Raw genomic sequence first — 23,162 nt, forward strand, 5'->3', positions numbered from 1 at the left:
GTGGCTACCACCGCGGCGTCCGCGCCGCGGAGCTGCCGTTCGCGGCCCGGCTGCTCGCCGCCGCCGACGTGTTCGCCGCGCTCACCGAGGACCGGCCGCACCGGCCCGCGTTCACCGTGGGGGCGGCGCGGGAGGTGCTGCTGGCCGAACCGGGGCTCGACCGGGAGGCGTGCGCCGCGGTCGTCGCGGGCGCCGGGCTGCCGCGCCCGCCGCGGGCGTGGCCGTGCGAGCTGACCGACCGCGAGGTCGACGTCCTGCGGCTCGCCGCGCGGGGGCTTACCAACCGCGCGATCGCGGGCGCGCTCGGCGTCGCGGAGCGGACGGTCGGCCACCATCTCGCGCACGTCTACGACAAGACCGGCCGCCGCACCCGCGCCGGCGCCGCCGTCTTCGCGATGGAGCACGGGCTGCTGCCGGGGTAGGTCGAACGACCGATGTGCCGGGCCACCGGCGGGACGACCCTGCGGGGACACCACGACCCCCGGAGGGCCCCATGACCAGCACGGACACCCGCACCAACGCCACGACCGTCGCCGAGATCTACACGGCGTTCGGACGCGGCGACGTCCCCGCGATCCTCGACACGCTCGCCGACGACGTCGCCTGGGAGCAGTGGGCCGACCACACGGCGCAGCGCGCGGGCGTCGCGCACCTGCAGCCCCGCCGCGGCCCGGCACAGGTCGCCGAGTTCTTCACGGTGATCGGGGCCTGGGTGCCGCGCGAGTTCGCGGTGCTCGACGTGATCGGCACCGGCCGCCAGGTCGTCGCGGAGATCCGCGCGGAGTTCGACCTGCCCGGCGGCGGCCGCCTCGCCGACGAGGAGCTGCACCTGTGGACGTTCGACGATCGCGGCCGCGTCAGCCGCTTCCGCCACTACTGCGACACGGCGAAGCACATCGCGGTGGCCGCGCCCTGACCGTCGCACGCCCAACCGTCGCACGCACGGCACGACCCGGACACACGGATGTCCCGACTCGCGCGGAAGGGGGCGCGAGTCGGGACATCCGGGTGAGCGAGATGTGCGGGGGGTGCGTCAGTCGTTGCGGTCGCCCCGGATGAAGGCCTCCACCGCGTCACGGGCCACGTCGTCGCCGTACTGCTCGGGCGGGGACTTCATGAAGTAGCTCGACGCCGACAGGATCGGGCCGCCCACGCCCCGGTCGAGCGCGATCTTCGCGGCGCGCACGGCGTCGATGATGATGCCCGCGGAGTTGGGGGAGTCCCAGACCTCGAGCTTGTACTCCAGGTTCAGCGGGACGTCACCGAACGCGCGGCCCTCCAGCCGGACGTAGGCCCACTTGCGGTCGTCGAGCCAGGCGACGTAGTCCGACGGGCCGATGTGCACGTTGTCCTTGCCGAGGTCGCGGTCGACCTGGCTGGTGACCGACTGGGTCTTGGAGACCTTCTTGCTCTCCAGCCGCTCCAGCTCCTTCATGTTCAGGAAGTCCATGTTCCCGCCCACGTTGAGCTGCATCGTGCGGTCGAGCTGCACGCCGCGGTCCTCGAACAGCTTGGCCAGCACCCGGTGGGTGATGGTGGCGCCCACCTGGCTCTTGATGTCGTCGCCGACGATCGGGACGCCCGCGGCGCGGAACTTCTCGGCCCACACCGGGTCGGAGGCGATGAACACCGGCAGCGCGTTGACGAACCCGACGCCCGCGTCGATCGCGGCCTGGGCATAGAAGCGGTCGGCCGCCTCGCTGCCCACCGGCAGGTAGGACACGAGGACGTCGGCCCGGGTCTCGCGCAGGACCTGGGCGATGTCGACGGGCGACTCGTCGGACTCGGTGATCGTCTCGCGGTAGAACCGGCCCAGCCCGTCGAGGGTGTGGCCGCGCTGCACCGGAACGTCCAGCGGCGGCACGTCGGCGATCTTGATGGTGTTGTTCTCGCTGGCCCCGATGGCCTCGGAGAGGTCGCGCCCGACCTTCTTCGCGTCGACGTCGAACGCGGCGACGAAGGAGATGTCGCGGACGTGGTAGCCGCCGAAGTCGACGTGCATCAGCCCGGGCACGCGCTGGGACGGATCGGCGTCGGCGTAGTACTGCACGCCCTGGACGAGCGACGCGGCGCAGTTGCCGACGCCGACGATGGCGACACGAACCTGACTCATGGGTCGGCTCCTCTTCACTCTGGTGGGGTCTCGGGGGCGTCGCGGAACTCGGCCCGTTCGTTCTCGATCAGTTCGTTGAGCCAGCGGACCTCGCGCTCGGACGAGTCGAGGCCCAGCTGGTGCAGCTCGCGGGTGTAGCGGTCGATCTGCTCCCCGGCGCGGGCCAGCGCGGACCGCAGTCCCTCCCGGCGCTCCTCGACGGCCCGGCGCCGCCCTTCCAGGATCCGCATCCTGGCTTCGGCGGGCGTCCGCGAGAAGAACGCGAGATGGACGCCGAAGCTCTCGTCGTCCCAGGTCTGGGGGCCGGACTCGGACAGCATCTCGGCGAAGCGTTCCTTGCCCTCGGCCGTGATCCGGTAGACCCGTCTCCCGCGCCGCGACCAGGCGGCCGACTCCGGGTCCGGGGCCGGGTCCTCCGCGATCAGCCCCGCCCGGGTCAGCCGTCTCAGCGCCGGGTAGAGGGAGCCGTAGGAGAACAGCCGGAACCCGCCGAGCCGGACGCCGAGCTGTTTGCGCAGCTCGTATCCGTGCGCGGACGCCTCGTGGAGCAGACCGAGGATCGCCAGCTCCAGCACGTCGACCTCCCTCCGCCCCCTGGGTACCGTCACATCATATCGAAGCGATACATCCGCGCGACGCGTCGAGACGCTCGTCACCCCCGACCGGCCGCTCGACCGGACGACCACCGGGCGTTCCCCCCACCCCGTCCGGTGGCCCGCGTACCCTGACCGGGTGCGCACCCAGCGACAGGTCGTCGACTACGCGTTGCAGCGCCGGGCGCTGCTCGCCGACGTCGGCTCCGGGCGCGTCGGCACGGCGTCGGTCTGCGATGCGGGCCCGTACCTGCTCCGGGCCGCCCGTTTCCACGGCGAGCAGACCGAGCAGACCTGCCCGGTGTGCCGCCGCGAGCGCCTCACGAACGTGTCATGGATCTTCGGCGACGCCCTGAAGCACGCGTCCGGCTCGGCCCGCAAGCCCGCCGAGCTCGACGAGCTCGCCGCGCGCCACGACGAGTTCTCCGTCTACGTCGTCGAGGTCTGCCGCGCGTGCAGCTGGAACCACCTCGTCCTGTCCTACGTACTGGGCACCGGAGCCCCCACCAAGCGACGCCGGACCGCGGCCGAGTGAACTCCCCACACTCGCGGCACGTGTACCGGAGACCCCCGATCCACAGGAGCCAGTGGTGACCGACCAGCGCGACCCCCGTCTCGGCGGGGGCCCACCCCCCGGCCGCGCGGACCTGCCCGCCGGTCCCCGACCGGGTCCGTCCGCCCCGCCGCCCCGCCCCCCTCGCCCGGGCGGCCCCCAGCCGCACCAGCACCAGCCGCGCCAGCACCAGCCCCACCAGCCGCCACCGGGCTACGGACCGCCGCCCGGGTGGCAGCCCGGCCCGCCCGGCCCGCCGCCGGGGCGCGTACCCCCGCAGCGCTACGGCCCCGGCCCGGACACCCGCGCGCCCTACCGCTCGGGCGACATGCCGCTGCTCACCCACGAGGAGACCGGCACCGAGGCCGTGGCCCGCAACCACGCCGTCGCGCTGGCGGAGCGCCCCCCGGTCCCCGACCGTCCCGAGCGGCGCGGCGACGGCCCCCGCAGGAGCGTGTGGAGCCGGATCCGGCGGGCGGTCTACGTCCTGCTCGGCCTGCTGATCCTCGGCCCGGTGCTGGCGTTCGTCGTCGGCTGGCTGATCTTCCCCGTTCCCACCTCGGAGCAGCTGGCGGTCGACCAGGTCTCCCAGTTCACCTTCGCCGACGGGTCGCCGCTGGCCACCGTGCGGCCCGAGGGCGTCAACCGGCGGGTCGTGCTGCTCGACGAGGTGCCCGAGCCCGTCCGCCAGGCCGTGCTCGCCGCGGAGAACCGCTCGTTCTACAGCGATCCCGGCTTCGACATCACCGGGATCATGCGCGCGGTCTACAACCAGCTCACCGGCGGGGTCGGCGGCGGGTCGACGATCACCCAGCAGTACGTCAAGGTGATCACCGGCGACGACGACTTCTCGCTGGTCCGCAAGTACAAGGAGGTCGTGCTCGCGGTGAAGATCACCCGTGAGCAGACCAAGGACGAGATCCTCGAGAACTACCTCAACGTCATCTACATGGGCCGCAGCTCCTACGGCATCCAGGCGGCGAGCCAGTCGTTCTTCGGCAAGGACGTCCGCGACCTGACGCTGTCGGAGGGCGCGATGCTCGCCGGCATGATCCAGGCGCCGTCGCGCTGGGACCCGGCCAACGACATGGAGGGCTCGCAGCGGCGCTGGACCTACGTGATGGACCAGATGGTCGACGCCCAGTTCATCACCCCCGCGCAGCGCGCCTCCGAGGTCTTCCCCACCGCCTGGCTCCCCGAGGCCCCCGAGGTCGAGGGCATCCCGGCCGACGACCGTGGGCACATCTACGAGCGCGCCCGCGACGAGGTGATCGCGCGCGGCATCGTCACCGAGGACGAGTTCAACACCGAGGGCCTGACGGTCACCACCACCGTCGACCCGGGCCGGCAGCGGGAGGCGGTCGAGGCCGTCACCGAACAGCTCGAGGGCGAGGACCCCGACCTGCGCAGCGCGCTGGTCTCGATCGACCCGCGCTCGGGTGCGATCCAGGCGTACTACGGCGGCAGCGACGGGCAGGGCACCGACTACGCCGGCCAGGGCCTGCGCCCGCCGGGCTCGTCGTTCAAGCCGTTCGTGCTGGCCGCGGCGATGGCGGCCGACCCGGACATCGGGCTCGGCAGCACCTTCGACGGGTCGTCGGGGCAGACGCTGGCCGGCACCGTCGTCGACAACTCCGAGGGGTTCGACTGCGCGAGCTGCACCGTGCAGACGGCGATGACGCGCTCGATCAACACCATCTTCTACCGGCTCGGCCTCGACGCCGGCCCGCAGAACGTCATCGACACCGCCCACGAGCTGGGGATCCCGGCCGACCTGGTCACCGAGGCCCGGGGCGGGGTCGCCCTCGGCGACCAGGACGTGCATCCCCTTGACATGGCCTCGGCGTACGCCACGCTCGCGGCCGACGGCGTCTACCACGAGCCCTACCTCGTCTCCCGCGTCACCGCGGCCGACGGGCGCACGCTCTACGACCGGGCCGAGAGCGCGGGCGAGCAGCGGATCGACCCGCAGATCGCGCGCAACGTCACCGAGGCGATGCTCGACGTCGCCGATTTCGCCCGGATCGGGCTCTCCGGTGGCCGCGAGGTCGCCGGCAAGACCGGCACCCAGCAGCACCCGACGCAGGACCGGCAGAACAAGGACGCGTGGATGGTCGGCTACACGCCGTCGCTCGCCACGGCCGTCTGGCTCGGCACCGACACCAGCAAGCCGATCCAGACCGCGGGCGGCTCGCCCATCTACGGCCGCATGATCCCCGGCTCGATCTGGCGGGACTTCATGAACGCCGCGCTGCGCGGCACGCCCGCCGAGCGGTTCTCCCCGTTCGTCCCGCTGGGCGCGCCGCCCTACGTCGAGCCGACCGCCGCCCCCGACGACGACGACGCCTCCGAGGACGACGGTTCCCAGGACGGCGACAACGGCGGCGACGGGAACGGCGACGGGGACAACGGCGGCGACAACGGGGACAACGCCGACGGAAACGGCAACGGCAACGACGGGAACAACGGTCGGGGCAACGACGGCGCCCCGGGCGACCGGTTCTTCTTCCCGGACAACTCCGGCGGCGGCAACCCCGACGACGGGAGCGACGAGGGCGACGACGGGTGAGCGGTCCCGACCCCGCGTCAGGACCCCGCGGTGTCGGGACACAGCACCCGCCGCCGGTCCGGGCAGCACAGCGCCCGGCCGTCCGCGTGGTGCCGACCTGGTCGGAGCCGCTGGCCGCGGCGGCCAGCCGGGTCGTCGGCGGGCCGCTCGGGCGGCACGCGCTGATCGGGCGCACCGCCTTCTGGACGCCGCTGCGCGTGATCCTGCTGGTCACGGTGGCCGTGCTCGCGCTCGGCTGGCTGGGCAAGTCCCCCTGCCTGCAGCAGTACCGCACCGACGACGGCACGCTCGCACTCGACTGGCGGGACAACCGCCAGTACGTGGCGATGTGCTACTCCGACACGGTGCCGCTGTGGGCCATCCAGAACCTGGACGACCCGGCGGCACTGCCCTACCGCGACCCCTGGGTGGAGAACGCGGGGCAGCCGGAGGAGAACGAGCGGTATATGGAGTACCCGGTGCTCACCGGGTTCCACCAGTGGGCCGCGGCGCGGGTCGCCGACGGGTGGGCCGGGCTGGCCGCCTCCGTCGGCTGGCTGCCCTCGGCGCTCCCGGTCGTCCTCTACTTCGACGTGTCCGCGGCCTGGCTCGCGCTGGCCTGGCTGGTCACGGTGTGGGCGGTGCACGGGCTGCGCCCGTCCCGACCGTGGGACGCCGTGCTGGTCGCGCTGTCGCCACTGGTCGCGGTGCACGTGTTCACCAACTTCGACGCCCTCGCGGTCGCGTCGGCGACCGCCGGGATGCTCGCGCTCGCCCGCAACCGTCCCGTGCTGGCGGGGGTGCTGATCGGCCTCGGCGGGGGCTTCAAGATGTACCCGCTGCTGCTGCTGGGCCCGATCGTGCTGATCGGGCTGCGCCGGTGGCGCGACGGTTCCGGCCCGCCGCGACCCGCCCTGCTCACGGCCGGCGCGGCGCTCGCGACGGTCGTCGCCGTCAACCTGCCGGTGGCGCTGGCGTGGCCGGCTGGCTGGGGGGAGTTCTTCCGCCTCAACCGGACGCGCGCGGCCGACCCCGACTCGCTGTACTTCGCGGTCAGCCACTTCACCGGCTGGGCCGGGTTCGACGGCCCGCTCGCCGCCGGGCAGACCCCGGAGGTGCTCAACGCGGTCTCGCTCGTGCTGTTCCTCGTCTGCTGCGCGGCGATCGCGTTGCTGGCCTGGCGGGCGCCCCGCACGCCGCGCCTGGCGTCGCTGGGGTTCCTCGTCGTCGCCGCGTTCCTGCTGGTCAACAAGGTGTGGAGCCCGCAGTACTCGCTGTGGCTGGTGCCGCTGGCGGTGCTGGCGCTGCCGCGGGCCCGGATCCTGCTGGCCTGGATGCTCGTCGACGCGCTGGTCTGGGTGCCGCGGATGTACTACTACCTGACGCCGGAGAACATGGGGTTGTCGCCCGACTGGTTCCTGGGCACCGTGCTGCTGCGCGACGCCGCCGTCGTCGGGCTGTGCGTGCTGGTGGTGCGCTCGGTGCTGCGGCCGGTCACCGACCCGGTGCGCGCCATCGGCCTGGACGACCCCGACTGGCCCGCGCCGGCCGCACGCGCGAGGGTCGGGGCATGACCGGTCGACCCGACGTCGAGGCCGCGCTGGCGGCGTTCGTCCCGCGGCCGATCGACCGGCCCGACCTGCGCCACTCCGCGGTCGCGATCACGATCGTCGAGGAGCCGGACGGGCCGGCGTTCCTGCTCACCCGGCGCGCCGAGACGCTGCGCCGGCACGCCGGTCAGTGGGCGCTGCCCGGCGGGCGCACCGACCCGGGCGAGGGGCCCGGGGAGACCGCCCGGCGCGAGCTGTCCGAGGAGCTGGGCCTGGTGCTCGACGCCTCCACCGAGCTCGGCGTGCTCGACGACTACGCCACGCGCTCGGGCTTCGTCATCACCCCGGTGGTGCTGTGGGCCGGGCCGGTCGGTGAGCTGACCCCGAACCCCGACGAGGTCGGCGCCGTGCACCGGGTGCCGCTCGCGCTCATCGACGTGGAGCCGCGGTTCCTCACCATCCCCGAGTCCGACGCCCCGGTGATCCAGCTCCCGCTGTTCGACCGGTTCGTGCACGCCCCCACCGGCGCCGTGCTGCACCAGTTCCGCGAGGTCGTCCTGCACGGCCGCGCTACGCGGGTGGCCCACCTGGAACAGCCGGTGTTCGCCTGGCGCTGACCTGCTCCGCGAGCGGGTCGGGCAGGCGCAGGAACATCACGAACAGCACGACCAGCAGCACCGCCCGGCCCCACACCCCGACGGCGACGGCCTGCGCCGCGAGCCCGTCGTAGATGCCGCCCTCGCCCGCCTTGAACGCGTAGAACCAGCGGAAGATCCCGATGCCCATGACGGCGTCGGCCACCAGGTACGCCCCGATCCAGCCCCACGGCACCGCGAGCAGCACCAGGAACGGCAGCAGCCACAGCGTGTACTGGGGCGAGTGCACCTTGTGCAACAGCATGAACCCGCACAGCATCGCCGCGCTCACCGCCACCCACGGGTAGCTGCCCTCGCGGCGGAACCGCCACCAGCCCACCGCCGCGGCCACCGCGAACGCCAGCAGCACGAGCACGGGCGACACGACGTCGACCGCATCCTGGAACTCCAGGTTCTCCGGGTCGGACTCGGGCCGGAAACCCCAGTACCAGATCGAGTTCGTCGTGAAGTCGACGTTGCGCAGCTGCTGGAAGGTGAACGACGCCCGCCAGCCCTCGTAGCCGGCCACGGCGAAGGGCAGGTTGACCAGCACGACGGTGCCCGCCGCGGCCAGCGGCACGCGCAGCGCGCCGCGCCAGTCGAGGACACCGGGGCGCGACTGCGCGAGGACGTACAGCGCCAGCGGCAGCACGAAGGCGCCCGGGTAGAGCTTGAGCGCGAAACCCAGCCCCAGCAGCACCGCCGCGACGGTGGCGCGGTCGGCCAGCGGCCGGTCGGTGGCCCAGCCGTGCACGACGTACACCGCCCCCACCGCGCAGGCGACGACGGGCAGGTCCCAGTTGTGGAAGGCGTAGAGCACCAGCGGTGGCCCGACCGCCCACAGCAGCGCCCGCCACCGGGCCAGCCGCCCCAGCATCCAGCCGGTGAGCAGCCCGAACGGGGCCATCAGCACCGCCGAGGCGAGCAGGAAGGCGCCGTCGTTCTCGGCGAACCAGGCACCGGCCCAGATCAGCAGCCCGGTGAGCACGGGGTACTCGACGACGCCGCCGACGAGCTGCCCCTCCGGGGTGATCGACCCGGAGACGTAGGGGAAGACGTGCTTGTCGACGTCGCGTCCCAGCCACAGGTACTGGATATCGGAGTAGCAGACGTCGCGGTCGACCCGGATCTCGTAGTCGGGGACCGTGCGGCCCGCCGCGTCGTACTCCGGGCCCGTGCACCGGGCCTTGTTGGCGTAGCCCAGCAGCAGCGTGACGCCGGTGAGCAGGACGAGCACCGCGAGCACGACTCGCGCGCCGGCCCCGGTGCCGCCCGCGGCCCGCTCGGGCACCCGCGGGGCGTCGAGGGCCGTGCGCGTCACCGCGTCAGCCGCTCGCGGAGGAAGGCGATGTCGGCGGGCTGGCCGTCGGCCGGGGTCTCGACCACGACCGGCGCGTCGGCCGCGGCGCACACCGCGGCCAGCACCTCGGGGTCGATCGTGCCGGAGCCGATGTTGGCGTGCCGGTCGCGGGCGGAGCCGAACTCGTCGCGGGAGTCGTTGAGGTGCACCAGGTCGATCCGGCCGGTGATCGCCCGCGCCCGGTCGACGACCCCGACCAGCTCCTCCCCGCCGGCGTGGGCGTGGCAGGTGTCGAGGCAGAAGCCGGCCCCGTACTCGCCGACGGCGTCCCAGAGGCGGGCCAGCGCGTCGAACCGGCGGGCCATCGCGTGGTCGCCGCCCGCGGTGTTCTCGATGAGGATCGGCACGGCGAAACCGCCCTCGTCGGCCTGGCGGGAGAAGAACTTGCGCCAGTTGTCGACACCGGTGGCCTCGTCCTCGTCCTGCGTGACGTGCCCGCCGTGCACGACCAGGCCGATCGCGCCGACCTCGGCCGCGCCCTCCGCGTGCTGCACGACGAGCTTGCGCGACGGGATGCGGACCCGGTTGTTGAGCGAGGCGAGGTTGACGACGTAGGGCGAGTGGACGACGACCGCGACGTCGCTCTCGCGCAGCTCGGCGGCCCGGGGGTGCGGCGGCGGCTTCTTCCAGCCCTGCGGGTCGGCCAGGAACATCTGGACGATGTCGGCGCCCCGCTCGGCCGCCGTGGCGACCGGGTCGTCCTGGTACACGTGGGCGCCGATGAGCATGGTCACGAGGATAGTGTCCGGGACCGACGGTCCCCGTCGCGCACTCCCGGCCGGCCGGCCGGTGCGCTCGCGGGCGGGCCGGCGGGGGCGGGCGGTGCCGGGCGCGGACGTTCGCGCTGGTAGCCTCGTTGCGTCACCCCGACCGGCGTCCCCCTGGATGCCGTCGTCGCACCCCCGGTCACGATCGCGGGGCCCGATTCTGTCGGGGTGCGGTGAGAACCTCCTGTCGCGGACGTACCGCGACCGTCAGACCGTAGGAGGTGAGTGGTTCTCATGCGCCATTACGAGCTTATGATCATCCTGGACCCCAGCCTGGACGAGCGCACCGTGACGCCGTCGCTGGAGCAGTTCCTCACTGTCGTGAAGAACGACAAGGGCACCGTCGAGAAGATCGAGGTCTGGGGCAAGCGCCGCCTGTCCTTCGAGATCCTCAAGCACGCCGAGGGCATCTACGCCGTCATCGAGATCACCTGCGAGCCGGCCACCGTCGCCGAGCTCGACCGCCAGCTCGGCCTCAACGAGTCCGTGCTGCGCACCAAGGTGCTGCGTCGCGAGCCGAAGAAGCGGGCCGCCCCGGCGCCCGCCGTCGCCGCCGCGGCGAGCTGAGGCGAGCCCGATGGCCGGCGAGACTGTCATCACCGTGGTCGGCAACCTCACCGCCGACCCGGAGCTGCGGTTCACCCCGTCCGGTGCCGCGGTCGCCAACTTCACCGTCGCGTCCACCCCGCGCACCTTCGACCGCCAGTCCGGCGAGTGGAAGGACGGCGACGCGCTGTTCATGCGCTGCAACGTGTGGCGCCAGGCGGCGGAGAACGTCGCCGAGACGCTCACGCGCGGCATGCGCGTGATGGTGTCCGGCCGGCTGCGGCAGCGCTCCTTCGAGACCCGTGAGGGCGAGAAGCGCACCGTCGTGGAGCTCGAGGTCGACGAGGTCGGCCCGTCGCTCAAGTACGCCACCGCCAAGGTCAACAAGGTCAGCCGCGGCAGCGGCGACGGCGGGGGCTTCGGCGGCGGCGGTGGCGGCGGCGCCTCCGGGGGCGGCGGCTACGGCGGCGGCGGTTCCCGCGGCGGCCAGAACGACGACCCCTGGGGTTCGGCCCCACCCGCCGGCAGCGGCCCCGCCGCGGACGACGAGCCCCCCTTCTAGATCCACCCCCTCCCGCGCGCCCCGCGCGCGGTGACCGAGAACCACCAGGAGTACCCCCATGGCCAAGCCCGTCCTGCGCAAGCCGAAGAAGAAGGTGTGCGCGTTCTGCAAGGACAAGGCCCAGGACATCGACTACAAGGACACCGGCCTGCTGCGGAAGTTCATCTCCGACCGCGGCAAGATCCGGGCCCGTCGCGTCACCGGCAACTGCCGGCAGCACCAGCGTGACGTCGCCGTCGCGGTCAAGAACTCCCGTGAGGTGGCCCTGCTGCCCTACACCTCGACCGCCCGATAAGCGAGGAATGACCAGATGAAGCTCATCCTCACCGCCGACGTGCCCAACCTGGGCGCCCCCGGCGACATCGTCGAGGTCAAGGACGGCTACGGCCGCAACTACCTGCTCCCCCGCTCGCTGGCCATCACAGCCACGCGCGGCGCGGAGAAGCAGGTGGCCTCCATCCAGCGCGCCCAGAAGGCGCGCCAGATCCGCGACCTCGGCCACGCCAAGGAGGTCGCCGGCCAGCTCGGCGAGCTCTCCGTCACCGTGAAGGCCAAGGCCGCGGGCGACTCGGGCCGGCTCTTCGGCTCCGTCACCACCGCCGACGTCGTCGACGCCGTGCGCGCCGCGGGCGGTCCCGCCCTCGACAAGCGTGCCGTCGACGTGCCGCAGATCAAGACCACGGGTTCGCACGCGGTCACGGTCCGGCTGCACCCGGAGGTCACCACCGAGCTCCAGGTGTCCGTCGTCGGCCAGTAGCAGCACCGCCGGCTCGCCGGCACAGATCACGCACCGTGACCGGGGCGGGATCCGGGTCATCCCCCGGATCCCGCCCCGTCGCCGTTCCCGGGTCCGCCCGGTGGCCGCCCGCCCGCCACCGGCCGACACGCCGCGGGGGTACGGGTACGTCGGCGAGTGACCGCTCGGATGCGCCGGGTGGACAACCCCGCGACACGCCCGGAGCGGCGTGCGCAGCGACACGCCCACAATGTTGTCCACAGCCGTCGATCACTCCTTGAGCTGCGGATAGGTCCGTCATCGGCCAGTTGTCCCCACTCTGTCCACAGTTCCCTCCCGACGCCGTCCAGGGCATCCGTCGATCCGTCCCCAGGCCCTCCCCAGCCCCGTGCACAGGCCCGTTAGGTATGGCGGGCGAGAGCGCCTAACGTCGCGCGCAGGTTCGGACGACGAGCCGGGTGGAGCCGACCGTTCATCGCGGGGTCGACGGGACGTCATCCGTGCGTCTCGAACGCTCGTTCGATATACTGGGACTGGGGGTGACGCTGCGTATGGACCGGATCCGGGCGAACCAGCGACCGACCGCACGACCGACGGCACGGGTGGCGCACGCATGGCACTGACCGACGACCGTCCGGCCGGACGGCGCCCCGACCGCCCCCTGCGCCCGGCGGGCGAGGGCGGCGAGAGCGGCTCCCCGTTCGACCGCCAGCCCCCGCAGGACCTCACGGCCGAGCAGTCCGTGCTGGGCGGCATGCTGCTGAGCAAGGACGCCATCGCCGACGTCGTCGAGGTGCTGCGCCCCGACGACTTCTACAAGCCCGCGCACCAGACCGTCTACGACTGCATCCTCGACCTGTACGGGCGCGGCGAGCCCGCCGACGCCGTCACGGTCTCCGCCGAGCTGCAGCGCAAGGGCGACCTCATCCGCCTGGGCGGCGCGCCCTACCTGCACACCCTCATCGCCACCGTCCCCACCGCCGCCAACGCCGCCTACTACGCCGAGATCGTCGCGGAGAAGGCGATCCTGCGGCGGCTCGTCTCCGCCGGCACCCGGATCGTGCAGCTGGGCTACCACGGCGCCGACGGCGCCGACGTGGCCGACGTCGTCGACCGCGCACAGGCCACGCTCTACGACGTGAGCGACCGCTCCACCAGCGAGGACTACGTCGCGCTGGAGGAGCTGCTCCAGCCCACGATGGACGAGATCGACGCGATCAGCTCGCGGGGCGGGGCGTCGGTCGGCGTGCCCACCGGTTTCGCCGATCTCGACGCGGCCACCAACGGCATGCACCCCGGCCAGATGATCGTCGTGGCGGCGCGGCCGGGGCTCGGGAAGAGCACCCTGGGACTGGATTTCGCGCGGTCCTGCTCCATCAAGCACGGCATGACCAGCGCGGTGTTCTCGCTCGAGATGAGCAAGTCCGAGATCGTCATGCGCCTGCTCTCGGCCGAGGCGCGGATCCGGCTCGCCGACATGCGCGCCGGCCGGATGAGCGACGACGACTGGACGCGGATGGCGCGGCGGATGAGCGAGATCAGCGAGGCCCCGCTGTTCATCGACGACTCACCGAACCTCACGCTGATGGAGATCCGGGCCAAGGCGCGGCGGCTCAAGCAGCGCCACGACCTGAAGCTGATCATCCTCGACTACCTGCAGCTGATGACGTCGGGCCGCAAGGTCGAGTCGCGGCAGCAGGAGGTCTCGGAGTTCTCCCGGCAGATCAAGCTGCTGGCCAAGGAGCTCGAGGTGCCGGTCGTGGCGATGAGCCAGCTCAACCGCGGGCCCGAGCAGCGCACCGACAAGCGGCCGATGCTCTCCGACCTGCGCGAGTCGGGCTCGATCGAGCAGGACGCCGACATGGTGATCCTGCTCCACCGGCCCGACGCGTTCGAGCGCGACGACCCCCGCGCCGGCGAGGCCGACCTGATCCTGGCCAAGCACCGCAACGGGCCCACCAGCACGATCACGGTGGCCCACCAGCTGCACTACAGCCGTTTCGCCGACCTGGCGCACGGCTGAGCGGAGGGTCAAGCGGGGCTGAAACCCGCCGACCCGTTGCGCTGGAAGGCGACGACCAGCGCCCACGCAGCGGTGGCCATGCCGATCACGGCGACCGGGACGGCCATGACCGCGGACCCGAGCACCATCAGCGCCAGCCCGATCACGAGCAGCAGGCTGGGGTTGATCCCCGACCGCCGCGGGGCCGCGCCCCGGAACAGCTGGATGAACTCGGGATCGGTGATCGCGAGGTGGTGCTCGATCCGGGCCAGAACCTGTCTCTCACGGTCGTTCAGCACGCGCGGTCGCCTCCGGTGAGCTCGTGTTCGATCCCGAGCTCCTCGTCGACCCCGGCACCTCCGTCGCGTTCAGGGTAGGCGGAGACCTGCCTCACTAAACGGAGGGGTGCGTCACCCGGCCGAGTGGGCGGCGATCAGCCCAGTGGCCTGCTCCGAACGCTCGATCGTCGCGAGGTGCGCGGCGTCGAGGACCTCCAGCCGCGCACCCGGGATGCCCTCGACGATCGTGCGCGCGTGCGGCTCGATGGGCGTCGAGGGGTCCTCGGCGCCGGCGATCACCAGCGTGGGGGCGGTGATCGAGCCCAGGCGCGGGCGGTGGTCGAAGTCGCGCAGCGCCGCGCAGCAGGCCGCGTAGCCGTCGTCGGGGGTGTTCGCGACCTGCGCGACGGCGTCGGCGACGACCTGCGGGTGCGCCGCGGCGTAGGCCGGGGTGAACCAGCGGGACACCACCGTCTCGGCGATCGGCCCGGTGCCGCCCGACTCCACGGCCGCGATGCGGTCGGCCCACACGCTCGCGTCCGGCCAGTACGACGACGTGCAGCACAGCGTCAGCGCGCTGATCCGTTCCGGCGCCTCGGACGCCAGGTACATGCCGACGCAGCCGCCCATCGACAGGCCGCAGTAGGCGACCCGGTCGAGGCCGAGCTCGTCGAGGAGGGCGAGGACGTCACCCGCCAGGTCGGCGACGGTGTACGGGCCGGGCGGGACGGGCGATCCGCCGTGGCCGCGGTGGTCGACCCGGATCACCCGGAACGACTCCGTCAACGGGGCGACCTGCGGCCGCCACATCTCGACCGTCGACCCCAGCGACCCGCACAGGACGAGGGCGGGCGCGTCACGCGGGCCCTCGTCGACGTGGTGCAGCGCCACGCTCACGACGCCACACCAACCGTCCGCAGGCCGCGCAGCGTCGACAGCTCCTGCTCGGTGGGCGGCGCGGTGATCCTCAGGTCGGCCGAGATCTCCAGCTCCCACCCGGTCTCGGAGCGCACCTGCTCGACGGTGACGTCCGGGTGCACGGCGGTGAGCACCAACTCGGCGGACTCGGGATCGGGTTCGAGCACGCCGAGGTCGGTGATCACACGCACCGGACCGGCCCCGCGCAGGCCCAGCCGGCCGCGGTCGCCGGGGCCGGACCCGTGGCCGACCGACGTCACGAAGTCGACCTGGCTGACGAAGGCCCGCAGCCGCTGGCGCATCACGACGATCACCTCGCGGCACGACGCCGCGATCTCCGGCGCCCCACCGGACCCGGGCAGCCGCACCGACGGCTCGTCGTACTCACCGATGACGGTGGTGTTGATGTTGGCGAAGCGGTCGATCTGGGCGCCGGAGAGGAAGCCGACGTCGATCCGGCCGGACTGCAGCCAGTAGTTGAAGATCTCCGGCACCCCGACGAGCGAGAGCGCCGAGTCGGCGAGGATGCCGTCGCCGATGGAGAGCGGCAGCTCGTCGGGCTCGGTGCCGATCGTGCCCGACTCGTAGACCAGCACCAGGCCGGGGGCGTGCAGGCGGCGGGCCAGGTTGGCCGCAGTGGACGGCAGCCCGATCCCGACGAAGCACACCTGCCCGTCGCGCAGGGAGCGCGACGCGGCGACGGTCATCATCTCGTCGGCGGTCCAGGTGCTCACGACGCGTCCTCCTGCAGCTTCTCGAGCCAGGCCGAGAATTTCTCGCGGTCCCGGCTGACGGTGTCCCACGCCCGGTAGGCGGCGTTGTCGCGGTCGTAGTAGCCGTGGGCGTAGGACGGGGCGGCACCGCGGGGGGCGACCGCCACCGCGTCGAGCACCCAGGCGGGCAGCACCACCGCGCCGGGGACGGGCGTCAGCTCGTCGACGATCTCCTCGACCGTGACGATCGCCCGCCGCGCGGCCAGCACCGCCTCCTTCTGCACCCCGAGGATGCCCCAGAGCTGGACGTTGCCCGCGCGGTCGGCGCGCTGCGCGTGCACCACCGTGACGTCGGGGTTGAGCGCGGCGACGGCGGCCAGCTCCTCGCCGGTGAACGGGCAGGTGACGGTGGAGATGGTGTCGGTGTGTTCGGGCAGCTCGGTGCCGGCGTAGCCGCGCAGCACCGCGAACGGCAGCCCGGAGGCGCCCGCGACGTAGCGGTTGGCCATGCCGGCGTGGCTGTGCTCCTCGATCTCGAGCGGCACCGGCCAGCCGGAGGCCAGCGCGTCGCGCATCCGGTGCAGCGAGCCGACGCCGGGGTTGCCGCCCCAGGAGAAGACGAGCTTGCGCGCGCATCCCGCGCCGATCATCCGGTCGTAGACGAGATCGGGGGTCATGCGCACGAGCGTGAGGTCGCGCCGGCCCTGGCGGATGATCTCGTGCCCCGCGGCGAACGGGATGAGGTGCGTGAAGCCCTCCAGGGCGACGACGTCGCCGTCGTGCACGAGCTCGGACACCGCCTGCGGCAGGGACTGGATCTTCGACGACGCGATCTTTGCCACGGCGGAACGCTAGCCCCCGCCGGGAGGCCCGGCAATCGCGCGTGACGCGCGTCGGCGGCGACGGGCGTCACGATCGGCTGCGGGTCGGTGGCGGACGGTGCCAGCCTGGGCCGCATGACCTCCACCTTCCGCATCGGTGACGGACCCGCCGTGAACCGGCTCGGTTTCGGCACCATGCAGCTCACCGGCCCCGGCGTGTGGGGCCCTCCCGCCGACCCGGACGCCGCCGTCGCGGTGCTCCGCCGCGCGGCCGAACTGGGCACCGACCTGTTCGACACCGCCGACTCCTACGGCCCCGAGGTCGCCGAGGACCTGCTCCGTCGCGCCCTGCACCCCTTCTCCGGCATCACCGTCGCCACGAAGGCCGGCCTGCTGCGCACCGGGCCCGGCGAGTGGCACCCGTGCGGGCGCCCGGAGTACCTGCGCCAGCAGTGCGAGCTGTCGCTGCGTCGCCTGGGCGTCGAGCGCATCGACCTGTTCCAGCTGCACCGCGTCGACCCGGCCGTGCCCGCCGACGAGCAGTTCGGGCTGCTCGCCGAGCTGCACGCCGAGGGCAAGGTGGCCGCCGTCGGGCTCTCGGAGGTGGGTGTGGAGCAGATCGAGCAGGCGGGCCGCGCCGTCGACGTCGCCACGGTGCAGAACCGCTACAACCTCGTCGACCGCGCGAGCGACGACGTGCTGCGGTACTGCACCGAGCACGGCATCGGCTTCCTGCCGTGGTTCCCGATCGCCTCGGGCCGGCTCGCCGAGCCCGGCGGGCCGGTCGCCGACACCGCGCAGCGGCTCGGCGCCACCACCGCGCAGGTGGCGCTGGCCTGGCTGCTGCACCGCTCGTCGGTGATGCTGCCGATCCCGGGGACGTCCTCGCTCGCGCACGTCGAGGAGAACGTCCGTGCCGCGGAGCTGACGCTCGACGAGGAGGCCGTGGACAAGCTCGACGCCGCGGCGTAGCGGAGGTTCCGTGGTAGGACACGCGGGTGGCCCAGGATCCCGTGTCCGCGCTGACCGGTGCGCTCACCGCGGGCCACGAGCTCGACCTCGGCGGGGCGGAGCTGCCCGCCGCGGCACTGGCCGCCGTCCTCACCGCGGGGCGGCCGCCCGGCGCCCCGGTGCTGCGGCTGCGCCACGCGCGCGTCACCGGGGTGCTGCGGCTGACCGGCGCGCAGGTCACCGTCCCCGTCGACCTGCGCGCCTGCACCTTCGACGAGGCACCCGACCTGCGGATGGCCGAGTTCAGCGGGCTGTCGATGTCCGGCTGCCGGGTCCCGGCGCTGCGGGCGGGCAACGTCGTCGTCACCGCCGACCTCACCCTCGACGACGGCTTCACCTCCCACGGCCCGGTGCACCTGTCCGACGCCCGGATCGGCGGCTCCCTGCGGCTCTCGGCCGGGCGGCTCGACGGCGCGGGCGGGCGGGCCGTCATCGCCGACCGGCTCGTCGTCGGCGGCACCTGCTACGCCCGGCGGCTCGTCGCCGGGGGTGAGGTGCGGATGCCCGGTGCGCGGATCACCGGCAACCTCGACCTGTCCGGTGCGGAGCTGGCCTCGCCCACCGTCGACGCCCTCGACCTCACGGGACTGGCGGTCGACGGCAGCCTGCTCGCCGGGCGCCACCACGCCGGGCCGGTGTTCACCTGCGACGGCCGGGTGCTGCTCGCCGGGGTGCAGGTCGGGGGCGACCTCGTGCTCACCGGTGCGGTGATCCGGCGCCGGGCGGGCGAGCCGCTGCTGCCGCGCGCGGCCGACGAGAGCCGGATGCCGATCGTCCCCGGCGGGATCGTCGACCCGGGGGCGGCGCTGGTCGCCGACCGGATCCGCGTGCAGGGCAACCTGGAGCTCGACGACGGGTCGGACACGACCGGCACCGTGCGGCTGCCGGGTGCGGTGGTCGGCGGGTACGTGCGCCTGTCCGGGGCACACCTGACCGGCCCCTACGACGAGCCCGACCGCGGGGTGGCGCTGCTCGGCGACGGCATCGAGATCGGCGGCGACCTGGAGGCCCGGGCCGCGGGACGCGGGCCGTTGCGCTGCGACGGACAGCTCCGGCTCGTCGACGCCCACGTGCGCGGCAGCGCGAGCCTGTCCGGCGTGCGGTTGCACGCCCCGGACCGCGACGCGTTCAACGGCGACCGGCTGCGCGTCGGCGGGGAGCTCTACCTGCGCTCGTCTGCTCGGGCACGCTGCGGCTGCAGAACGCCGAGATCGGCGCGACGCTCGACTGCACCGGCGCGGTGTTCGAGCGGCCACGCGTGCGTCCGTACCTCGACGGCGCGCCGCCGGTGCCGGACCCGCCACCGGTGCGGCCGTCGCTGGACGCGCGGGCGGCGTCGGTCGGCAAGGACCTGCTCCTGCTGCGCGTCCGGGCCGCCGGCGGCATCCGGCTCCGGGGCACCGACGCCCGCAAGTCGGTGCAGCTCGTCGACGTCCGGCTCGGCGGCCCCGGGGCCCGGTACGCGCTGAACGCCTACGGCCTGACGACCGCGGAGCTGGTGGTGCGGCCGGCCGAGTCCCCGCGCGGGGTGGTCCGGCTCGAGCACGCACAGGTCGGCGCATTCCGCGATTCCCCCGCATTGTGGTTGGGCCGATCGGCACGCGGATCCGTCCTCGTCGACGGATTTACCTACGGTGCGCTGAACGACACCCGTTCAGCGGACGCCCGAAAGCGGCTCCACTGGTTCGAGCGGGTGAGTAATGGCTACTCTCCGGCGTTATACGACCAATTGGCCGCGGCGTACCAGCGCGCCGGCCAGGACGAGATGGCCGAGACCGTGCTCATCGCGCGCCAGCACCGGCGCTACGCCGCGGCCGGGCCGGCGGGCCGGATCTGGGGCGCGCTGCAGCGGTGGACCGTGGGCTACGGATACCGCCCCTGGCTGGCCGTGTGCTGGTTGATCGGCCTGTGGGCACTCGGCAGCGTCTGGTTCGTCGGTCACGAGCCGGTGCCCGTCGACGCCGACCAGAACCCCGTCTGGAACCCCTGGATCTTCGCCGCCGACACCCTGCTCCCGATCGTGAACCTCGGGCAGGACGGGTACTGGCGACTCGAGGGCGCATCGCAGTGGATCGCCGGCACTCTGGTCGCCGCGGGCTGGATCCTGGCCACCACGGCTGCAGCGGGCGCCGCCCGGATACTCAAGAGAGTGTGATCGGGAGCGGAGTCCACCCGATCGAGCGTATTCGGCCCGCAGAACTGTAACGAGGCCCCGTAAGCCGTTTCCCCGAGCGAGTGTCCCCCGTTGTGGTCATCAAGTGCGCTGAACGGTCCACTTCGACGGCGCATGCGGAGCAGCGGAGGTGTTGAGGTGTCGGACGTGGTCAGGGGTTACGGGGAGATGCGGCGGGCGGTCGTCCACGGGGGGCGGCACGCCGTCAACGAGGAGGCGGTGCTGACGCCGATCTTCCACGCGCTGCGCCACTCCGGCTGGCGCGGCCGGCAGGTCGAGGCACCGTCCCGCAGGCGGTCCGACGTCCGGGCGCCCGACGTCCGGGTGCCCGGCGCCAGGGGACTCGACCCCGTCGACGAGTTCCGCCGCGACCCGCTGACCGCCCCCATCCCGGTGCAGGCCTTCGACGCCGCCGCGGCCCCGTCGCCCGTCCTGCCCACGCGGGCCCCGCGCCGCCGCCGCTCGGCCGACACCGACACCGGCGCCCACGCGCTCGTCGAGCCGCGCGAGGGCGGACGGCACCACTTCCGGCTGGAGACCGCCGGGAGCCACTGAGACGCCCCCGCCCCGGATCGTGCCGGGGCGGGGACTGCGCGGTCGGCTGGGGAGCGGACCGCACGCACGGACGAGGGCCGGTGGCCCGCGGGAGACCGGCGCCACGGACCGCCGCTCCACCCGCGGTCACCGGCCCTCCGCGCACCTCCCACCCCCGCGAGTCCCCCGAACTCCGCGCGCGAGTCCCCCGGATCCCGCGCGCGAGTCCCCCGGATCCCGTGCGCGAGTCCCCCGGACTGCGCGCGGGTCCCCCGGATCCCGCGCCGTCGATCTCGGTTCGGTGCGCCGGGAGGGGCACGGGACGCACGTTGTCCACCTCGGGACCCGACCATCCACAGCTTTCGCACTCGATCCGCCGGGAGCTACGCGGAGCGGCACGGTCGAGCACATGTTCCCCACCGAATCCCTGCACGGCGCCTGCCTGCGCCGCGACGCCGTCCGACAGATCGGCGAGACCCGGGTCCGCACCGCGCTCGCGGACGGCACGTTCCGCACACCGTGGCCGGGTGTCGTCGTCGATCCGGCGCGCGCGGCCGACCCGCTCACGATCGTCGCCGCGGGGCTGCTCGCCGGAGGTCCCGGCGCCCGTGTGTCCGGGCCGACCGCCGCCTTCCTGCACGGCCTCGGCGCCGCCGCACCGACGCCGGTCGATCTCGTCGTCCCCTACGGCAACAAGCGTCCGTCGCGGACCGGGCTCGTCGTCCACAACGGGCGCGATCTCGTCGACGACACCGTCGAGATCCAGGGCATCCCGACGCTCGTGCTCGACCGCGTACTGGCCGGTGTGCTGTGCCGGCGGCCTCACCAGGACGCACTCGCCCTGGTCGACCAGGCCCTCGCCGCGCTGCCCGCGGAGCAGCGCGAATCGTTCCGGGCCACCGTGCACAGCAGGTTGCGGAGCCGACCCGATCCGCGCGGCACCCGCGTCGGCGCGCGTCTGCTGGACCTCGCGACCGGGCTCGCCGAGTCGCCGGCCGAGAGCTGGATGTTGTGGCGGATCGTCGATCTCGGCTTTCCGGTCCCCGTGGTCAACCATTGGGTACGGGACATCGGGGGACGCCCGCGATGGCGGCTCGACCTGAGCTGGCCGGCCCTGCGGATCGCCGTCGAGTACGACGGACACCTGGCCCATCTGGATCGCGCCGACGTCGACGAGCTGCGCGTCGAGGCGCTCCGCCGCTCGGGATGGATCGTCGTACGGGTGGACGTCGACGACCTCCGGAGCACGGTGCGCGTGCAACGCGAACTGCACGAGGCCTTCGTGACGCGCGGCTACGCCGCCCGCGGGTTCACCCCCGGCGCGTTGCGGGCCCGACGGCATCGCGCACGGATCGCCGGGTGACCCGACGATCCGGGTCTCGCAACGCGGATTCCGGGGGACTCGCGCACGGATCTCGGGGGACTCGCGCGCGGAGAACGGGGGACTCGCGGGGGGGGTGGGTCAGGGGCGGAGGCGGGTGGCCACCTCGCGGACCGCTGCGGTGGTCTGCGCGCGGGTCACCCGGGTGGGCTCGCCTGCGGCCAGCACCTGCTCGCCCGCCACCCACACGTCGCGGACCAGCCGCGCACCGCCCGCCCACACCAGGTTCGACAGCAGCTGGGCGTCGTCGGCGGGGTCGGTGAAGACCGGGTCGTCGAGATCGACGTGCACCAGGTCGGCCCACCGGCCGGGCTCCAGGGCGCCGAGGTCGTCGCGGCCGAGCGCGGCGGCCCCGTCGCGGGTGGCCATCAGCAGCAGCTCCGACGCGGTGAGCGCGGCGGCGTCACCGCTGGTCACACGGGCGAGAAGCCCGGCGAGGCGGGCCTGCGCCCAGACGTCGAGGTCGTCGCCGGAGGCGGGGCCGTCGGTGCCCAGGCCGACCCGGACCCCGGCCCGGCGCAGGGCGGTGACCCGCGCGATCCCGGCCGCCAGCTTCGCGTTCGAGCCCGGGCAGTGCGCCACGGCGGTGCCGCGGGCGGCGAACAGGGCGATGTCGTCGTCGGAGAGCTGGATCGAATGGGCGGCGAGCACGCGGCCCTCGAGCACCCCGAGGGCGTCGAGCAGGGCGGGCACCGAGCCGTGCGACGCGCGCGCGGCCGCGTCCTCCTCCGCCGCCTCCGCGACGTGCACGTGCAGCAGCGCGCCCCGGGCCCTGGCGTGCTCGCCGATGGACGCCAGCGCCTCCGGCGGCAGCGTGTACGCCGAGTGCGGTCCGTACCCGAGCTCGACGCGGCCGTTCACCACGCCGTCGGCGTCGATCCGGGCGGAGATGCCGTCGCGCATCTGCTCCCACGTGCCGAGGCGGTCCCAGCCCGGTGCGGCGATGACCCCGGGCGTCAGCACCACGCGGGAGCCGACGGCGTGCACGGCGTCGAGCACCGCCTGGGTGTGGAAGTACATCTCGACGCTGGTGGTGCAGCCGGTGCGCAGCAGCTCGACGCAGCCCGCGGTCATCGCGGCCCGCACGTCGTCGCCGGTGAGCCGGGCCTCCATCGGCCACATGACCTCGTGCAGCCAGCGCAGCAGCGGGAGGTCGCCGCCCGCGCCGCGCAGGGCGATCATCGGGGTGTGTGCGTGGGTGTTGACCAGCCCCGGCAGCAGGACGCCGGGCAGGGCGTGCACCGGGGCGTCCGACGCCGGGGCCTGCGCGCGGGGCCCGACGAAGGTGATCCGGCCCTCGGCGGAGACGTCCACGACACCGTCGCGCAGGACCGAGCAGGCCGCGTCGCAGGGGAGCACGACCGGCGC

General features: G+C 73.6%; 25 protein-coding genes. 16 read left to right on the top strand and 9 right to left on the bottom strand.

Annotation, left to right across the window (positions count from 1 at the left end):
* A partial coding sequence (locus PHY01_RS18510) for a response regulator transcription factor (protein ID WP_218030222.1) occupies window positions 1-422 on the top strand: 422 nt, incomplete at its 5' end.
* Window positions 423-493: 71 nt separating this feature from the next.
* The gene (locus PHY01_RS18515; protein WP_141280280.1) at window positions 494-916 is read left to right on the top strand and encodes a nuclear transport factor 2 family protein; all 423 of its coding nucleotides are present in this window, start codon (window positions 494-496) and stop codon (window positions 914-916) included.
* A 117-nt stretch (window positions 917-1,033) separates the two neighbouring features.
* Here PHY01_RS18515 and PHY01_RS18520 read toward each other — a convergent pair whose 3' ends face one another.
* Complete coding sequence (locus tag PHY01_RS18520; protein ID WP_141280281.1) at window positions 1,034-2,113, bottom strand: inositol-3-phosphate synthase; 1,080 nt, start codon at window positions 2,111-2,113, stop codon at window positions 1,034-1,036.
* A gap of 14 nt (window positions 2,114-2,127) precedes the next feature.
* Complete coding sequence (locus PHY01_RS18525) at window positions 2,128-2,688, bottom strand: PadR family transcriptional regulator (RefSeq protein WP_141280282.1); 561 nt, start codon at window positions 2,686-2,688, stop codon at window positions 2,128-2,130.
* Between the two features lie 157 nt (window positions 2,689-2,845).
* Between PHY01_RS18525 and PHY01_RS18530 the strand changes: the two genes are divergently transcribed.
* The 4 genes from PHY01_RS18530 (at window position 2,846) to PHY01_RS18545 (ending at window position 7,974) form a co-directional block, all read left to right on the top strand.
* Window positions 2,846-3,241: a DUF5318 family protein gene (locus PHY01_RS18530; protein ID WP_141280283.1), complete on the top strand. Its 396-nt coding sequence runs from the start codon at window positions 2,846-2,848 to the stop codon at window positions 3,239-3,241.
* Window positions 3,242-3,587: 346 nt separating this feature from the next.
* Window positions 3,588-5,828 carry a transglycosylase domain-containing protein gene (locus PHY01_RS18535; RefSeq protein WP_141280284.1) on the top strand — a complete coding sequence of 747 codons (2,241 nt, stop codon included), beginning with the start codon at window positions 3,588-3,590 and terminating at the stop codon, window positions 5,826-5,828.
* 89 nt (window positions 5,829-5,917) lie between these two features.
* The gene (locus tag PHY01_RS18540) at window positions 5,918-7,381 is read left to right on the top strand and encodes a glycosyltransferase family 87 protein (protein WP_370467339.1); all 1,464 of its coding nucleotides are present in this window, start codon (window positions 5,918-5,920) and stop codon (window positions 7,379-7,381) included.
* Window positions 7,378-7,974 (top strand): NUDIX hydrolase, encoded by a 597-nt coding sequence (locus PHY01_RS18545; protein WP_141280286.1) that lies wholly within the window; start codon window positions 7,378-7,380, stop codon window positions 7,972-7,974. The genes PHY01_RS18540 and PHY01_RS18545 overlap by 4 nt, the downstream gene beginning before the upstream one ends.
* Here PHY01_RS18545 and PHY01_RS18550 read toward each other — a convergent pair.
* Entirely contained in the window at window positions 7,928-9,313 is a 1,386-nt protein-coding gene (locus PHY01_RS18550) for a glycosyltransferase family 87 protein (protein WP_370467338.1), read from the bottom strand. The two genes, PHY01_RS18545 and PHY01_RS18550, sit on opposite strands and share 47 nt — an antisense overlap.
* A complete protein-coding gene (locus PHY01_RS18555; RefSeq protein ID WP_141280402.1) occupies window positions 9,310-10,080 on the bottom strand; it encodes a deoxyribonuclease IV in 771 nt (256 codons plus the stop codon). The genes PHY01_RS18550 and PHY01_RS18555 overlap by 4 nt, the downstream gene beginning before the upstream one ends.
* A 273-nt stretch (window positions 10,081-10,353) precedes the next feature.
* Here PHY01_RS18555 and rpsF point away from each other — a divergent pair, with 273 nt between their 5' ends.
* From rpsF to dnaB, 5 genes are all read left to right on the top strand, one after another.
* Complete coding sequence (gene rpsF, locus PHY01_RS18560; RefSeq protein ID WP_141280287.1) at window positions 10,354-10,686, top strand: 30S ribosomal protein S6; 333 nt, start codon at window positions 10,354-10,356, stop codon at window positions 10,684-10,686.
* A gap of 10 nt (window positions 10,687-10,696) precedes the next feature.
* Window positions 10,697-11,227, top strand: coding sequence for a single-stranded DNA-binding protein (locus PHY01_RS18565; protein WP_141280288.1), 531 nt, complete (start codon window positions 10,697-10,699; stop codon window positions 11,225-11,227).
* A 58-nt stretch (window positions 11,228-11,285) separates the two neighbouring features.
* Window positions 11,286-11,522: a 30S ribosomal protein S18 gene (gene rpsR / locus PHY01_RS18570; protein WP_094923024.1), complete on the top strand. Its 237-nt coding sequence runs from the start codon at window positions 11,286-11,288 to the stop codon at window positions 11,520-11,522.
* 15 nt (window positions 11,523-11,537) lie between these two features.
* Window positions 11,538-11,984 (top strand): 50S ribosomal protein L9, encoded by a 447-nt coding sequence (rplI, locus tag PHY01_RS18575; RefSeq protein WP_141280289.1) that lies wholly within the window; start codon window positions 11,538-11,540, stop codon window positions 11,982-11,984.
* Window positions 11,985-12,576: 592 nt separating this feature from the next.
* The gene (dnaB, locus tag PHY01_RS18580) at window positions 12,577-13,986 is read left to right on the top strand and encodes a replicative DNA helicase (protein WP_141280290.1); all 1,410 of its coding nucleotides are present in this window, start codon (window positions 12,577-12,579) and stop codon (window positions 13,984-13,986) included.
* Window positions 13,987-13,994: 8 nt separating this feature from the next.
* Here the strand turns inward: dnaB and PHY01_RS18585 are convergent, their stop codons facing one another.
* The 4 genes from PHY01_RS18585 to PHY01_RS18600 form a co-directional block, all read right to left on the bottom strand.
* Window positions 13,995-14,264: a DUF3040 domain-containing protein gene (locus tag PHY01_RS18585; RefSeq protein WP_141280291.1), complete on the bottom strand. Its 270-nt coding sequence runs from the start codon at window positions 14,262-14,264 to the stop codon at window positions 13,995-13,997.
* A 111-nt stretch (window positions 14,265-14,375) separates the two neighbouring features.
* Entirely contained in the window at window positions 14,376-15,140 is a 765-nt protein-coding gene (gene pcaD / locus PHY01_RS18590) for a 3-oxoadipate enol-lactonase (RefSeq protein ID WP_141280292.1), read from the bottom strand.
* The gene (locus PHY01_RS18595; protein ID WP_141280404.1) at window positions 15,137-15,871 is read right to left on the bottom strand and encodes a CoA-transferase subunit beta; all 735 of its coding nucleotides are present in this window, start codon (window positions 15,869-15,871) and stop codon (window positions 15,137-15,139) included. The genes pcaD and PHY01_RS18595 overlap by 4 nt, the downstream gene beginning before the upstream one ends.
* Window positions 15,872-15,891: 20 nt before the next feature.
* Complete coding sequence (locus tag PHY01_RS18600) at window positions 15,892-16,707, bottom strand: CoA transferase subunit A (RefSeq protein ID WP_141280403.1); 816 nt, start codon at window positions 16,705-16,707, stop codon at window positions 15,892-15,894.
* A 123-nt stretch (window positions 16,708-16,830) separates the two neighbouring features.
* Here PHY01_RS18600 and PHY01_RS18605 point away from each other — a divergent pair, with 123 nt between their 5' ends.
* The 5 genes from PHY01_RS18605 (at window position 16,831) to PHY01_RS18625 (ending at window position 21,776) form a co-directional block, all read left to right on the top strand.
* The gene (locus PHY01_RS18605) at window positions 16,831-17,667 is read left to right on the top strand and encodes an aldo/keto reductase (RefSeq protein WP_141280293.1); all 837 of its coding nucleotides are present in this window, start codon (window positions 16,831-16,833) and stop codon (window positions 17,665-17,667) included.
* Between the two features lie 26 nt (window positions 17,668-17,693).
* The gene (locus tag PHY01_RS18610) at window positions 17,694-19,175 is read left to right on the top strand and encodes a hypothetical protein (protein ID WP_141280294.1); all 1,482 of its coding nucleotides are present in this window, start codon (window positions 17,694-17,696) and stop codon (window positions 19,173-19,175) included.
* Window positions 19,124-19,861: a hypothetical protein gene (locus PHY01_RS18615; RefSeq protein WP_141280295.1), complete on the top strand. Its 738-nt coding sequence runs from the start codon at window positions 19,124-19,126 to the stop codon at window positions 19,859-19,861. The genes PHY01_RS18610 and PHY01_RS18615 overlap by 52 nt, the downstream gene beginning before the upstream one ends.
* Window positions 19,862-20,017: 156 nt before the next feature.
* On the top strand, window positions 20,018-20,434 hold the full coding sequence (locus PHY01_RS18620) for a hypothetical protein (RefSeq protein ID WP_141280296.1): 417 nt from the start codon (window positions 20,018-20,020) through the stop codon (window positions 20,432-20,434).
* Between the two features lie 388 nt (window positions 20,435-20,822).
* Window positions 20,823-21,776: a putative endonuclease domain-containing protein gene (locus tag PHY01_RS18625; protein ID WP_141280297.1), complete on the top strand. Its 954-nt coding sequence runs from the start codon at window positions 20,823-20,825 to the stop codon at window positions 21,774-21,776.
* A 99-nt stretch (window positions 21,777-21,875) separates the two neighbouring features.
* Here the strand turns inward: PHY01_RS18625 and PHY01_RS18630 are convergent, their stop codons facing one another.
* Complete coding sequence (locus PHY01_RS18630; protein WP_246085999.1) at window positions 21,876-23,153, bottom strand: amidohydrolase family protein; 1,278 nt, start codon at window positions 23,151-23,153, stop codon at window positions 21,876-21,878.
* Window positions 23,154-23,162 lie beyond the last annotated feature (9 nt).

The sequence above is a fragment of the Pseudonocardia hydrocarbonoxydans genome, from assembly GCF_006539565.1.
Lineage (GTDB): Bacteria > Actinomycetota > Actinomycetes > Mycobacteriales > Pseudonocardiaceae > Pseudonocardia > Pseudonocardia hydrocarbonoxydans.